Here is a 14,446-nt window from a genome sequence, read left to right as displayed (position 1 = left end):
CTATTGTTATTATGTTTCTTGGCAGCTATTGACTGGAGTAGGGGCGCTTGATAGATGAGGGAAGCACCGGAAGGATGTCAAAATAAGCATGCGGGGATCCTTTTAGGCGGGTAAATTGACAAAAGGTATTCAGATGTTATGCTTGTAAGCATAGGAAATAAGTTCCTTGATGGAACCCAGGTTTAATTTTTTCATGATATTTTTACGGTGGGTCTCCACGGTATATTGACTGATGTGTAATACTTCCGCGATGCGTTTTGAAGTTAAACCATCTTTGATATATTCTATGATTTCTTTTTCTCTCTGGCTGATCAGATACGCGTTGTTGCCGCTGCCAAGGTCATCGAGATGTTCAGTTCTGCTGGGTTTGATAAATACGGCTTTCCCGGATAAAACATCTGTAATAGTTACTTTCACCAAGTCGGCATCCGTGGATTTAGGAATATAACCATCGGCCCCGGCATGTTTAATCTCCTGGATGATATTGGCCGACTCGAACATCGAAATCAAGATGATTTTAAGGCCGGGGTATTTCGTTTTCAATTCTTTACAAATCTTGATACCATTTGAACCGGCCATTTGAATATCGAGCATTACCAGGTCTGGATGGGAACCATTGAGGAGGTGTTTTAGTTCCGTTCCATTATTACAGGTACCTATTACTGAAAATATTGGTTCATCTTCTAATATCCTTACGAGGCCGTCAACAAATAATTGGTGGTCGTCTACTATGATTAAATCGTAATGTGCTTTCATCGTTCTGGTTTTAGGTTTTGTGGATCAGTGGGATCGTGATGATGGTCGTTGTCCCGGATTGGCTGCCTGAAATATGTACTTCACCGTTCCATCGCTGCACCCTTGCCCCGATATTGTCGAGCCCCATGCCTTTCCGGGTTTTCGAAAGATCTATACCGGTGCCGTTATCTTCAATCATGAGTAGAACTTGGCCCGGTTCAATAATTAATTGCAAAGTTGATTCGCTCGCTTTCGAATGTTTTAAAACATTAGATAGCAATTCCGTGCCGATCCTTAAAATATTTAACTTTAAAGAGATAGGAATAGCGTTTTCTTCACCGATGCTGATGAACATAAAATGTATCGTGCCGATGCTGTTGCATTCATTGACTTTCCAACGCAATAACTTTACGATGCCAAATTCATGCAGATCTGAAAGCGAGAGCTGGTTGAAAAAATGCCTGAGATCCGTATTGGCCCTGGTAATCATGTTGACCAATTTTTTGTCATGAGCATAACTGTTGGTAATAATCAGCTTCGTTGCACTTAAAGTAGTGCCTAGGTCGTCGTGTAAATCCCTGGCAATTTGCTTGCGTTCTTCTTCCAGTATTTCAATTTCCCTTTGTAATATCCTTTCTTCCTGTAATGCATTTTGTTTGATAAGTTCATAATGCTCCCGCTCCGTTTTCTTGTATTGCCATGCCAGGATACTGCCGATACAGATCATCTCCGCAATTACGATCCAGTAAAAATAATTGGGGTACGTAATATTGTAATATTGTATGATGCCTGCATAGTTTAAAAAATACCCGGCAGGATTGAAATACAACAATAAGATAGCGGCAACTGCCACAATTAACCAATACTTCTTTTTATAAACGGAAAGGAAAATCATTAATACGGTGAGCAACATTATAATGAAAATGGCGGCGATGCCGAGATTCCAAAGCATATTGTAAGGCCAGCGCCCATGATGGAACGTGTCCATAAACAGAAAATAGGATAACCAATAGATGCCACCGTAGACGAGTATGACATTGTTTATAGAGCTAAGCCGGCGTATGAGTTTTGTAGTTTTTGCAGGGTTTAAAATATAAAGTATAATATGGTAATGTATCGATAATGCAACGATGGCAACGGGCAAAGAATGCGATCTTGCCAGGAAGTAAAATATAAACTTATTGGAAACTACTGGTACCATCAGTTCTTCCATCAGGTTCATGCATAATATTAAAAGCAGGTAAACGCCGAATAGCATAAATATCTTTTTCCTCAATACGATTCCTGTAATTAAACTGATAAGACCGGTAAGCAAAAAACAACCTGAAAATAAACCTACATACCAATAAAATTTTTTCTCCCACAACAAATTGTGCCCCGGTGTTGTGAAATCCGTGATAGCATGTTGCGTATGCCGGTAGTTTTGAACTTTCAACAGCAGCGAGCTGTGTTCGCCGGGCTTAAGGTGAACGCTTGTTGCTGCAAAGCGTACTTTAATTTTACGGTCGCTAAGTCTCCTGGCATACAAAATGGTATCAATAGCCTGCCAGGTAGTATGCTTTTTTTCAAATACTTCCACGGTGTCTGCATGGCTATATAATGCCCACCAATAGGTGCCCGGTTCGAGCGCAATATTTTTTACCTGTAGATGCAACCATAAGGGCTTGGGGTTCAGCCCAAGATTCAAAGTGCTGTAATGCGTCCAGTGTTTAAATTTTCCGTTCCGCAGGGCTGCCGTTGCCTCTTCGATGCCTGCTTTACCAGAACTATCCACCCAGAAGCTTAAGTATTTTGATAAGTGTTCCAGGTTGGGGCCATCGACGAATAGGGTGTCCGTCCATTGATTACCGGGCTGTGCTTTGGCAGCAGGTAATAGGAGGAGCATGATAAGTACAATATACAGCCAAGTAGTTTTATACATGATTTAATTGCGCTAATTGCAAATTTGGATGAAATATTCACCGGTTAAAATACCCAAAACTTGGTATTGGTCGCTTATGTTAAGCGTAGATATTTTTGTGGTGTAATAAATATAAATATTATTTCGTCTTGAAGCTTGCAATAGTGTGAAATCTATGAAATGAGCCCGCCCTGTGAAATAGCCAATCGAAGTATAATCAACTGTATTACGGTACATTTTTAATGTATCGTACGTTGCGAAGTGATGCATGAGCGCGTAACTCCGATTGATCAACGCTCCTGAACCAATATTAAAAAAAGGTGTCATGAATACACTACAACGAACCAGGCATACCGTATGCCTATTTATACTATTGATCCAATGGATACCCCGTGCCAATGCCCAATCAGATGGTGCTTTTTCAATTGGAGGAGCGGATAACTTGTTGGAAAGTTTCCGGCAATCCATGAATGATATCCCAAATGTTCGTGCTGGTGGCGTATCCGCTACTATCGACCACCGAATGATCGCGTACAGCTCCGTAAAAGTGGCCGTATATGGTCACATCTCCATTGCTTATCTCGATGTAACGATGCCGGATGGAAAAGTTTTCCGGTATAACTGGAACAATACCAGGGCCAGGTTTGAAACGGATGCTTTTTACAAGGCTTTCGGTGAGAATTATAAAAATATTTGGGAGAATAATATCGCTTATTTCAGCAGGGCCGTAATGGTGGTTACAGATGCCAGTTGCCTGGGCGGCAAAGTAAAGTTGAACGGGCAATCGCAAACTGTCGTCACCTTAACTTTCAATAGTTTGGATCCTGTAATTAACTGGTATGGCGCCGTTCCGTACGAATTGTTAAAGCCCATTGGTACCCAGACCAATTCTAAAGGGGAGCGGTATTATTCAGGAAGCCAAAGAGATGTTAATAACTTGGTTGCCGTGAAACCTTTTGTCAGCCTTAGTTCCAGTGGATTGAGGGATACGGAGTTTAATAGTTTGAAATCGACGGTGGAGCGTATCAGGAAGGCTTATGCTAAAGCTAAAGGGGATGCTGCCACGGCTTCGGCAAAGGCTTCCAACACGGCAGCTAAAAGTTCGCCGGGGATTGTGCTTAAATCCAGCTCCAGCAATTCGGGAGGTAGTACTATACATAACGGCAGTAAAAATGGAAGTAATAAGTCTAGCGCTTCAAGTACTTCTAAAAATACGAATGCTTCCGCTGCAAAAAGTAGTAGCAGCGCCCAAAAATCCGGTAGTAATTATAGCAAAGGTAAAAGCTACCAAGATTATGAAGCTGAAAGAAGGGCCTATCAGCGTCAACAGCAGGAAAAGATGGCGGCAGCCGTAAACCCTGGTGGATATGCGATGCAAAAATCCGGTGTGAACGCTTATTTCAATAACCAGATGGCAAGATTAAACCGGGAGGCCGATGAAAAGGCCAGGAAGGAGGAGGCCCGGTACAGGGCGGAGGAAAGGCGCCGCCGTGCTGAAGAACTTCGCCGGCAACGCGAATATGAAGAACGTAAAAGGAGGGAAGCTTGGTTGAGAGATTTAAAAGCTAGTAGGGAAGCCGTTCTAAAGAAATATTCTTATTACGGTTCCGCGCAGCTTCCAAATTCATCGTTCAGGGTGAATACAAATAAATTGTACTACTTCTTTTATTATGTCGCGGGGGATAAAGGTGCGGAAAAGCCTATCCTGCAAGTTTCTAATGTATTCGCAATCGGTCAGTATGTAGATGGTACCTGGCCATTGAAAACCAGCGTTGATGCCGATATCAATAAATTGGTGAACCCGGGTAGGACCATTCACGGTTATTACATGGATGAGCAGAGCGCTATGGATGCCAGGGCCGATTTTATTCAAAGCTTAACAGGTTCCGGTATGGTGTTAAGAGAGATTCATTACGATGGGAAAAATGTAAAGGTTGCCGATAATAAGTCCGGTACCGGGAATGCGAAAGTAGATTACTGGGGTAACCCGGTTAAGCCTAAAAAGGATTCCAGCAAAAGTAGTAAAACAACTTCACCAAAAAAGAAAGCCAAAGTTGATTACTGGGGCAACCCGATAAAAGAATAAATGATGATCCAAGTAAAAAAAATTGTAGGGCTAATGATTTGCTGCCTGTTAGTCTTTAGTCAAAGCCAGGCGCAGAACACGATGGCCAAACTTAAGTATGAAGATGCCGAGAAGGATTATATTAATCATCGATATACTACTTGTATTGCAAAAATTGGGGAACTGGAGAATATGGGTTTCAAAAACCCCAAGGTGCTACATCTTAAAATTATGTCGAGGAGCTGCCTGGTTATCGGCATAACGAGGCTTGACTACATTTACATGGGATTTCATCAAGTCAAGCAACTTAGGGATGAATGTAATTATTATTTGCAAAATTATGATATCGAAGGGCTTGAGGATAAATACAAAGAAGTGTATGAAATCAGTAACCAGCTCCGCCTATTGCCTGTAAATGAAAGCACCTGGAACGCCAATGTTAAATCAATGAGAGCGTCGGAACAAAAGGAGAAAGACAGGATTATTCAAGACTTCCTTACAAAAATGGCGCTCGTTAAACAAGGTGCATATTACCGCGATGCCCGTTGCAATATTTATGTATACAGATCGAACGGGTACAAGGATACTACCGGGTATCGCCCGAATAGGGATTCAATCGATCACGATTATTATGTATCCAAGAACCTGGTAACGGATGAATTATGGTGGGCCGTGATGCCCGGTACAATTACGTCTGTAAGTTTGTCTCCCGGCTACAGGAATAAACCGGCTACGGAAAATTTTTGGACTGATAAGAATACCGTGATGCTAAATAAGAGCTTGCAACCTGTTTATCCCCAACGCCTGGTTAGTAAGCCATACCAAGATATACTGAAATTTATTGAAAGGTTGAACAAGTTAACCGGTAAACAATTCAGGTTACTTACAGCGAGGGAATGGGAATATGCCGCACGCGGCGGACAAAAACAACAGCTTTTGAAGCATAGTTATATCATCGGCGGTAAAAAAAGAAAGGGATATAAGTATAAATATATTTACACTTATAAAGATTGGCTACCGGTTGGGAAAAACAACGAGCTGGATATGGTTTTCTTTACCAAGGGAAGCTCTTATTATAGCGGTATTTCCGAGTTAGTTATCGATGAAGATAATTTACCTAACGATATGAAAAGTGCTACTATAGGGCAGCGGCAATTGGCAGCATCGAGGGTAGGGAATGCCGAGATATTTAAAACCAGGGAAAAGGAACCGGGGAAGGGCCATTACAATTTCAGGTTGGTGATGGGATTGTAATATGATTTTGCAAACGATAAAGTATAGGTGACAAAAAGGTTTGTCCTGCAAAGTTGTCTTGTGGGCGCCGGGTTGAGAAATTATCCCGTTTCAGAATTCCCGGGAATTTTAATAACTTGATTTTGATATTTCAGTAAATTTCAAAATCATGCGAAACATCGTTTGCTTAACCATTGCCTTATTAATGGCCCGGGCTGGCTACACGCAAGCAAAATTTACCGTAAACGTGGATAGCCGTTTTGAAGCAATTAGTATATTTTATACCCTTGCCACGCAGGATACTTTGGAAACGAAACCTACGCCTTCAAGGTATTACAGGGATTTTATGCAATATTTTCAAGATTGTAAATTACATCCTGCTTTAAATTGGTACCGGAACCTCGATAGTTGGGATGGTTATGATATTGCTTCCCTGGGCATTTTTTTATCGAAGAAGGCGCCGTTTGCCCTTATAGAACCTCTTGAAAGGAATTACATCAGGAGTAGCCATCTCGATACATTTTTAAACCGGCTAAACCGGTTTTATAAAGACTGTAACGTGAGCGCCTTCATTGAGCAGCATCAACCTTTATATCGAGAGGTTTGCAAAGCGGCGGAAGATACGATACGTAAATCCGGGATATTGCAGGACCTGGAACGTTTCTATGGCAGTCATCAGCAGGCAGAATTCAGGATTTACCTTGATTTATTGAATAATCTCGGCAATAATGCTATTGTTCTCAACAATCCCAAGTATAGAGGAGTGCGTATTAGCAGGTTGGCTTATCTTTCCGAAGATACGGACAGTTTGACTAATGAATCGCCCGTTGTTTTTAAACCTTATATAAACGTGGTGGCCCATGAATGTTCCCATGTTTACCTGGAAAGTTTTATTACGACTTACCACGATCGTGTATATGCCATAAGGAAACTCTTTTTGGAAACTTCCAATGGTAAAACGTTGGAAGAAGATGAATGGGAGAATGAAGCAGATGAATTGGTGGTAAGGGTTGCAGTGGCTTGCATATTGAAGTTGAAATATGGAACCGAAGCAGGGAGAAAGGAGATTGAGAATCAATCCTTCCATTTTAAATGGGCTAAAAAGCTATATCAATTCTTTGATCAGTATATTACACAAAGGTCTAGGTATAAAACGATCGAAGATTTTTACCCGGAAATAATTAAATGGATGGAACAGGAATATAAATCTTGATCTTACTGTTTAAGCATTAAAACAACTTCGTTACCCCTAGGCCAATCAACCAGGTATCATAAGCGTTTATCTTGATGTCATAAGTAAGGCTGGGATTGCATTCCCAATTTTTTCCAAACCCGAAGCCAAATTCGATCCCGGCCCGGCATAAAAAATAATTACCTTCCCCGGCAAATTCACCGCCGAAGCCAATCAAGGTGGTTAAAAATTCCTTGGGTTTGAACGAGCCTACAATACAGCTCGAAAATGGATAATTCCGTTCTATCTCTTCTTTACCATAAATGGAAAAATCTTCCAGTATAATGTCATTATGCAAACCTAAAGCCCATTTTTCATTGATATGGAAATTGTAATCCAATCCCCATGCCGGGCTTACTAACCATTTTTTGCCACCGTTTTCATCCGTTCCTTTACTGATATGAGCATGTCCCAGTACTAGTGAAATAGCGTGTTTTTTCATCTCCTGTGCATAAATGTTCATGCTTGTCGAGCCGAGTATTATCAAGAGAAAGGTACAAATTAAACGGGTTTTTATTTTCATGGCAATATTATCAGTGTAAGGGATACCGCTACCGGGCATTAGCTGGCCGGTAGCGGTATTATATTGAGACGGGTTATTCTTCGATCTTCATCTGGGGAAGTTTTACCCCTTTTTCTTCCAGCATTCTTTTGGCTTCCTGTAATGTCCTGAACTTCGTAATTTCAAGAGGTCCAGTATAAACTTCGCTCTGTAATGGTCTCGGTGGATATTTTACATAAGTTTCCATGATATTTTGAATCGCTTTATTGAAGATTACGAGCGTCCAAGTTTTTTCAGTAAAGCCATTCATGAATACATCGTATCGCTCTTGAGGATCTTGCCAAATATTATAAATGGCAGGTACGGTAGCTACGTACTTTTCGGCGCCGCGCCAACCCAATTGTTGCCCCGGCATATCACTTCCTGATTGGGCCCCGTTATCGCCGCGCAAATTAAATACGGCTTTCCATTTCCCGATTCTTACAGCGCCAGGTGAAAGTTCGGATTCCGTAAAGTAATACCACATTTTCCGTAAAGGTTCCCCTTCGTGGAATAAGACATTCGACATATCATAACTATCAAATATGATCGGTTTACCTTCGCGATCTTGTGTCGGTAATGATATCCCGGCAAGGCTGGCAAATGTTGCCATGAGGTCCAGGCCACCTACGATATCGAAGCTTGTGCTGCCGGCCTTAATTTGCCCCGGCCACCAGGCTATGGCAGGTACGCGGCTACCACCTTCGCGATCCGTTCCTTTCGATCCCCTAAATGGCGTGTACCCGGCATCAGGATGCACATCTTGCCAAGCGCCGTTATCAACTGTGTAGATTACGAAAGTGTTTTCACTAATTCCCAGTTCCCTAATTTTATCCATGATCCTGCCTACATTGTAATCCATTTCAACAACGGCATCTGCATACTTTGATTTTGCCATGGATTTGCCAACAAATTGTTTAGATGGTAAGTTGGGCTGGTGATTTTTACAGAAGTTTACGCACATGAAAAACGGATCGCCGCCTTTACCGTAACTATCTAATTGTTTTAATACTTTATCGGTCATCATCATATCCAATTCAGCGATATTATCTTCTGTCACTTTTGATATTTCCCTGGCCTTGGAACCTGCTTCCCCTTCTAAAATACCGGTGGTTATTTTTTGAAAGAAGGCTATCATTTCCGGGGACATGTCGGGGTTCCAGGAAGGGAAAGCATATGTATAAGCATTCAGGTGATACAAGATCACGTTTTCCATCTTATCAAACCCCTGCGCAATTGGCATCGCGTAATCCGCTTCTCCTAGATGCCATTTGCCGGAGAAATAGGTTTTATAATTAGCTTTCTTCAATACTGAAGCCAGTGTCCATTCCGCGGCAGGCAAACCGCCACCTTGACCTTGGAAGGCAACGGTAGTCATCCCGCTTCTGTTTGGTATACGCCCTGTTATCATGGCGGCTCTTCCGGGCGTGCAGCTTGGTTGCCCGTAGAAATCCCAGAATTGCATTCCTTCTTTTGCCATCCGGTCGAGGTTCGGGGTGGGCATCCCCCTACCTTCACCGCCCCCGTAAACACCGAGGTCTCCCCAGCCGGTATCATCTGATATCAACATAATAATATTGGGCTTCTTCGGCCTGTTCGAGTTTGTTTGCGCAGTTACACCGAGGGAGAATATCGTAAAAGCTAGTGCCAAGGTGATTGCAGCGGTTTTCTTAGTTAACATGATCATAAGTTTATTGATTAATGAAAATTGACACATCATTTTTTTGAGAATTGTAGGTTAATGCCTGTAAAAACTTGAAATTGTGGTTGTACTCCGTAAATCAATAATGAATATTGTGGTTCTACGAAGAGGTTACAAACCGTGCTGCCAAGTTTTACTACTTTGCCTATACCCAATGCCAATGGCACGGAATAAGCCTCGTTCTTAAAGTCGAATGCCCAGGTGGGAGCGCCTCTCAAATAGGTTCCCTTCCCCAGTTGCCAGAAATAAAAGGGTTGCACGGCGCCGATGTTCGTGGACGCACGGTTGGATTGTCCTGCGAATGATGCTTGCCAAGTAACCAGGCCACCGAACTGGAATACGGGCGACTTGGCAATGAATGCCACGAATGCAAAGCCACCTTGCCACTTACCTGTACCCAATACATTGTTGGTTGCTGATGGTGTGGATACCATCGGGCCTATACCGATGGTGGCAGCAGGCTTGGATACGAAGTTGTAAGACAGGAACGCATTTACATCGCCTAATCCATTTGCATTGGTAACGGTATTAGAACTTTGTATGGCTATTGTGCTTAACGGGACGGAAACCCTTATCAGCAGTTTTCCCTTTGCGAATGGTGCAGCAAACCTGACCCAGCCGGTATTCATATAAGAACCTTCTTCCGTATTGCTGAGCTTCGGTACATAATAGTCATGGAAATTGAGAGCGGTCATGTTGGCCAGTGGGTTATTGGCCTGGGCTGCCGAAGCATCACTTTCCTGGCAGCGAGCGTGTATAGGGATGAATAGGCTTAATAGCAACCCAATGCTAAAGATTTTGAAATGATAAAATTTGAAAGGATGCATCATAGCAGCATTTTGTTTTACCAATGAATTATCCGCTTTAAGAAGATATATAAATTCCCCGGGTTCAAAACTTGGGAAATTAGAATGCGTACCTTCCCTGTTAAGTATGGAGTTGCTTTTTAGGTGCCCCGATACTTTTCCAATACCAGTTGAACTATACACTGGTTAAAGCGAGAGAATGCTACTGTTTACTTAGGAGAAGAGATGAGTGCTAATATTTTGTATGCTTAGGTAATTGAGGATTTTACGTATTTCTATAACTTAACTTAACAGCGGGTTTTATATTTTGTTCAAAGCAATGGTAAATGTTGGGTAAACTAAGATCAATGAACGGTTCTATTGAATTGACTTCCCGAAAGTATAACTTACTGCCACCGAAGGCCCGTTATAGCCCCATTTAAAATACCCGACCAATCTTTTCTTTTCCGCATCTACCCTGGCATTCAACCCGGTGAAGCCCAAGGAGATATCGAGTCCTTTATATGCCCTGTAATTCAGGTTTAAGTTGTATGCCAGTATCCGCCCTTTATAATCATTGACGGTTAGGGCAAAATAATCAAATTCGGCATTGGCATACCATCGTGAACCGAATGAATAACTTCCCCAGGCTCCAAAATCGGGTAAGGGCGCCGTGATGCCGAAGTCATCTTTGACAGAGGCTCCCACGTTAGCTCCTGTTAATTCAATGCCCGTATTAAGCCCAACGACATGTGCTCCCACAAGTAATCCTACCTCGTACTTGGGATCAACTAAAAATGCATACCCATAAGAGAACCTGTAAATATTAGTGTTAAAATACGCATGAATGCCCGCGTCAACGTTGTAAGTGTTGTCGCCAAATGTAATATCTCTTTTTAATGTATAATCTGATTTTCTTGCGACGCGGAAATAGCTCAAGTCAAATTTTGACCGCCTGCTGGCTCTCCATTGAAAATTTGCCAGGAACGTGCCGATATTTTTATTGAAGCCCAGGTCGTCTTCGAAATCGATATTAGTACCGATATTCCCATTGTTATTGCCAACGGAGATATCGGTATTATTTACAGGGAAGAATGCGCCTGCCGAAACTTTGAATTTTTGGACATACCATGGAGGGGGTTTCCGTGTTTTCGTTGACTGGCCGAAGCTTTCCTGCACTCCCAACGCCAGGAGAATTGTCCAAATTACACCAAAGAATAATGTATGATTTTTCATAGTTGTTTTTTTAATGCCTATAAAAAATTGATGGATCAATAAAAATAAACAATAACAACGTGAAGAATGTTTGGGAGTGTTTCTTCAAAATTATTTCGAAGATAGAAATAGTGGTGTTAATCGATATTTAAATATCGATTAACTATTATAGATATTTATTGCTATGACAAAAAAAATATTAAAATGATTTAACCTTTTTCTATTTTCTATGTTAATCTATTCATACAACCTTCCTTCGCATAAACGGATCATCATCTTCAAAGATCAGGACAAATTTTTTTCACCGTGTAGGTTTTAAATATACGGGCAAGATTCCCAATGGCTTATCATAACTGTAGATTCCCAGGAAATATCGGCCATAGCTGGTAAATGGGGTTAAATGTTATAGTCATCCACTGTATCCTAAGCTGTAGTAATATAGATGGCTTTATTAAGAACATCATCACCTTAGAGGATACGATAAATCGTGGTAGAGCCAGCCTGGGAGTCACAGGTGGTAGAGGGCTGATAGGAATCATACAAGTTCCTAGGCTGTAACTCTACCCTTATAAACGATATTCGGGTTATCATTAATACGGTAGCTGCTGCTAAAGATATTACAGCCCGCCATCGTGATTCATTCTTGTTAGGTTCCAGTAACATTCAAAGCGTGGAATCTACAGGTGATGAACCTTGCGGGGTGTTCTCACCCTGCATTTTTATCTTTTTCTTTTCTAAGAATTAAGGGTTCTATTTCATAAATGGTTGATTAAAATGGTTTGAGCGGGCAGGGAGTTTTCTCCTTGCCTTTCACCAAAATTAATTATGATGAAATTTATTATATACGCTTTAGGGCTTTCATTTTTAGTTGGGACTGTTTACGGGCAAGCGGGGGCTGGGATGAAGATCGCCAATAATCAAAAACATTACCTGGATAGTATTCAAAGGGTCGGTTACCCTTACAGGTTCCCAATTTGGGGCCGTAAAGCGGTATATAAAGGTTTTGATATTCAATACCCGGTCGGGGTAATGCTTAACTTGAATGCCGGGAGACAAGATGTTACCATCAATAACCTCGAAGTAGGTTTTAATGGCAATGGATTAGTGCCGATGGATTTTATCAAATTTGGTAAGGTAAGAACAACGATGCAAGGGCTGACCAGCCGTATTGACCTCTGGCTTTTGCCCTTCCTTGATTTATATGCAATAGTTGGGTTGGTGCATGCCAAGACAAACGTAAGCATCGTTTCTCCCTTTCAATTTACCAGCGAAGCAAAATTTAAAGGGAATACTTTCGGACTTGGCACAACGATAGCTGGCGGCTATCATGGAATTGTTACCATTACCGATATCAACTATACCTGGACACACCTCGATAAACTGGATGAACCGGTAAAAGCATTAATGGTAACTCCACGCTTAGGGTATAACTATTCTTTTAAAAAGCACCGTGAACGCGCGATTACTTGTTGGATCGGAACAACGGGGTTTTATGTAAATAAAGGAACCGTTGGTTCCATTAGCCTGTCGGACCTGGGGCCAAATATGAGCCAAGAGCAAATCGATAAAATTTTATCGGAAGGGGAAGCATGGTACCAAGCTTTAGATCCCGGGCAGAAATTAGTGGTTAAAGAAATAACGAAGGCGATCAAGGATAAGATTGATGGTTTGCCCAACGACCTCCAAGTAGATTATTCGTTGGAAAAAAATCCTACTTCGCATTGGAGCATGTTGGTGGGTATGCAGTACCAATTTAACAAACGGTGGCAAGTTCGCTCTGAACTTGGTTTCTTGGGCGGTAGGTCATCATTCTTATTATCTGGAAATTATCGCTGGCGGTGGTAAGGTTAGTTTGGATATTGATGTTGCCATTATTGACCGCGCTACCATGCATGCTCAGGGCGCAAATAATTACAGACTCCAGTAGCCTGGATATTATCCGCTTTAAAAATGGAGATGTATTACAGGGAAAGCTCAAACAGATACAAAGGGGGGAGCTTAACTTTGATCCTGACATCGTGAGCGATATCATTACAGCAAAGCTCAAGGATATCGAGTATATCCGCGCAATGCGGAAGGTATACCTCGTGGAAACGGTTTATAATCAAAGGTATTACGGGTTAATCGACTACGGTAAAGCCCCCGGTTGGGTAAGGATTTACCAAGCTACGGATACCGTTGATTTATTCATCCAGGACCTGGATAACATCCAAAATTTGGATGATGATTTTTGGAAGCGGTTGGACGGGAATGTAAGCTTGGGGTTCTCTTATTCGAGGAATAGTAACATCGGTCGTATTAATGCGAATCACAGGATTACGTACAGCACTAAGAAATGGATCTTTGTAAATAATGGTGACTTGATGTATACGATTGATAAAGATTTCAGGGGGATCGAGAAAGCTGATTTTACATTGCAGGCCTACCGGGAATTTTGGAAGAAATGGTTCGTAATATCCTCATTCCAATTCCAAAGAAGTACAGAGTTAGGTGTAAGGGCCCGTTTTCAATTGGCAGAGGCTATTGGACCGATTATCATCAAGAACCGTATGCATGATTTCAGGGCTGCAACCGGTATTTCGGCCCAGAACGAGTTTAGCGCTGATAGTAGCACTAATAATAGTTCGCTATCCTTGGAAATACCCTTGTTGGTAAATTATTACCTGTTTAAACTGGGAACACCGGAACTGAAATTGCAAGCAACGAATACCCTGTTTTATAGTTTGTCACAATCAGGCCGCTGGCGTATTGACCAAAATATTGTGCTGTATTGGAAAGTGATTTCGCATCTGAATATTAACATTCAAGTCTATTTCGATTTTGATAGCAAGCCGCCAAGCGATGTTTCGCAAAAGGTCGATTATGGCGCTGTATTTAGTGTCGGGTATTCTTGGTGAGGAAAATGATGCTGTATAACAGCTAAAGTGAACCGGATTTTTTAATAAAAATTAATTGTTGTCGGACTAAGAATGCTTTAAAGTTACTTGAATTCCTTTCCTGGACAAGGATATAAGCGAAGGATGATACATTCACCCCCGC

11 protein-coding genes are annotated in these 14,446 nt (G+C 41.7%); 5 read left to right on the top strand and 6 right to left on the bottom strand.

Annotation, left to right across the window (positions count from 1 at the left end):
- Positions 1-129: 129 nt before the first annotated feature.
- Together COR50_RS19005 and COR50_RS19000 are read right to left on the bottom strand one after the other, a co-directional pair.
- On the bottom strand, positions 130-756 hold the full coding sequence (locus tag COR50_RS19005; protein WP_098195457.1) for a response regulator: 627 nt from the start codon (positions 754-756) through the stop codon (positions 130-132).
- A gap of 10 nt (positions 757-766) precedes the next feature.
- Positions 767-2,620 (bottom strand): sensor histidine kinase, encoded by a 1,854-nt coding sequence (locus COR50_RS19000; RefSeq protein ID WP_198405706.1) that lies wholly within the window; start codon positions 2,618-2,620, stop codon positions 767-769.
- A gap of 340 nt (positions 2,621-2,960) precedes the next feature.
- Between COR50_RS19000 and COR50_RS18990 the strand changes: the two genes are divergently transcribed.
- The 3 genes from COR50_RS18990 (at position 2,961) to COR50_RS18980 (ending at position 7,146) form a co-directional block, all read left to right on the top strand.
- Complete coding sequence (locus COR50_RS18990; protein WP_098195454.1) at positions 2,961-4,721, top strand: hypothetical protein; 1,761 nt, start codon at positions 2,961-2,963, stop codon at positions 4,719-4,721.
- A 33-nt stretch (positions 4,722-4,754) separates the two neighbouring features.
- On the top strand, positions 4,755-5,954 hold the full coding sequence (locus COR50_RS18985) for an SUMF1/EgtB/PvdO family nonheme iron enzyme (protein WP_157761005.1): 1,200 nt from the start codon (positions 4,755-4,757) through the stop codon (positions 5,952-5,954).
- A 148-nt stretch (positions 5,955-6,102) separates the two neighbouring features.
- Entirely contained in the window at positions 6,103-7,146 is a 1,044-nt protein-coding gene (locus COR50_RS18980; RefSeq protein WP_098195453.1) for a DUF4932 domain-containing protein, read from the top strand.
- A gap of 16 nt (positions 7,147-7,162) precedes the next feature.
- On the opposite strand, the gene COR50_RS18975 is transcribed toward COR50_RS18980, so the two are convergent.
- From COR50_RS18975 to COR50_RS18960, 4 genes are all read right to left on the bottom strand, one after another.
- Positions 7,163-7,627 carry a hypothetical protein gene (locus COR50_RS18975; protein ID WP_157761004.1) on the bottom strand — a complete coding sequence of 155 codons (465 nt, stop codon included), beginning with the start codon at positions 7,625-7,627 and terminating at the stop codon, positions 7,163-7,165.
- A 133-nt stretch (positions 7,628-7,760) separates the two neighbouring features.
- Positions 7,761-9,386: an arylsulfatase gene (locus COR50_RS18970; RefSeq protein WP_098196320.1), complete on the bottom strand. Its 1,626-nt coding sequence runs from the start codon at positions 9,384-9,386 to the stop codon at positions 7,761-7,763.
- Positions 9,387-9,421: 35 nt separating this feature from the next.
- On the bottom strand, positions 9,422-10,237 hold the full coding sequence (locus COR50_RS18965) for a hypothetical protein (protein ID WP_198405705.1): 816 nt from the start codon (positions 10,235-10,237) through the stop codon (positions 9,422-9,424).
- 333 nt (positions 10,238-10,570) lie between these two features.
- On the bottom strand, positions 10,571-11,428 hold the full coding sequence (locus COR50_RS18960; RefSeq protein WP_098195451.1) for a hypothetical protein: 858 nt from the start codon (positions 11,426-11,428) through the stop codon (positions 10,571-10,573).
- An 804-nt stretch (positions 11,429-12,232) separates the two neighbouring features.
- Here COR50_RS18960 and COR50_RS18955 point away from each other — a divergent pair.
- Together COR50_RS18955 and COR50_RS18950 are read left to right on the top strand one after the other, a co-directional pair.
- Positions 12,233-13,252 (top strand): hypothetical protein, encoded by a 1,020-nt coding sequence (locus COR50_RS18955; protein ID WP_157761003.1) that lies wholly within the window; start codon positions 12,233-12,235, stop codon positions 13,250-13,252.
- On the top strand, positions 13,246-14,304 hold the full coding sequence (locus tag COR50_RS18950; RefSeq protein WP_098195449.1) for a DUF481 domain-containing protein: 1,059 nt from the start codon (positions 13,246-13,248) through the stop codon (positions 14,302-14,304). The genes COR50_RS18955 and COR50_RS18950 overlap by 7 nt, the downstream gene beginning before the upstream one ends.
- Positions 14,305-14,446: the final 142 nt, after the last annotated feature.

The organism is Chitinophaga caeni, from assembly GCF_002557795.1.
Classification (GTDB): domain Bacteria; phylum Bacteroidota; class Bacteroidia; order Chitinophagales; family Chitinophagaceae; genus Chitinophaga; species Chitinophaga caeni.
Note: the sequence above shows the minus strand (reverse complement) of the source record. Positions and strands in the feature narration are given on the sequence as shown.

Bases quoted from the DNA above. Each gene is read 5' to 3' on its own strand.
- COR50_RS19005 (WP_098195457.1), bottom strand. From the start codon at position 756: ATGAAAGCACATTACGATTTAATCATAGTAGACGACCACCAATTATTT.
- COR50_RS19000 (WP_198405706.1), bottom strand. From the start codon at position 2,620: ATGCTCCTCCTATTACCTGCTGCCAAAGCACAGCCCGGTAATCAATGG.
- COR50_RS18990 (WP_098195454.1), top strand. From the start codon at position 2,961: ATGAATACACTACAACGAACCAGGCATACCGTATGCCTATTTATACTA.
- COR50_RS18985 (WP_157761005.1), top strand. From the start codon at position 4,755: ATGATTTGCTGCCTGTTAGTCTTTAGTCAAAGCCAGGCGCAGAACACG.
- COR50_RS18980 (WP_098195453.1), top strand. From the start codon at position 6,103: ATGCGAAACATCGTTTGCTTAACCATTGCCTTATTAATGGCCCGGGCT.
- COR50_RS18975 (WP_157761004.1), bottom strand. From the start codon at position 7,627: ATGAACATTTATGCACAGGAGATGAAAAAACACGCTATTTCACTAGTA.
- COR50_RS18970 (WP_098196320.1), bottom strand. From the start codon at position 9,386: ATGTTAACTAAGAAAACCGCTGCAATCACCTTGGCACTAGCTTTTACG.
- COR50_RS18965 (WP_198405705.1), bottom strand. From the start codon at position 10,237: ATGATGCATCCTTTCAAATTTTATCATTTCAAAATCTTTAGCATTGGG.
- COR50_RS18960 (WP_098195451.1), bottom strand. From the start codon at position 11,428: ATGAAAAATCATACATTATTCTTTGGTGTAATTTGGACAATTCTCCTG.
- COR50_RS18955 (WP_157761003.1), top strand. From the start codon at position 12,233: ATGATGAAATTTATTATATACGCTTTAGGGCTTTCATTTTTAGTTGGG.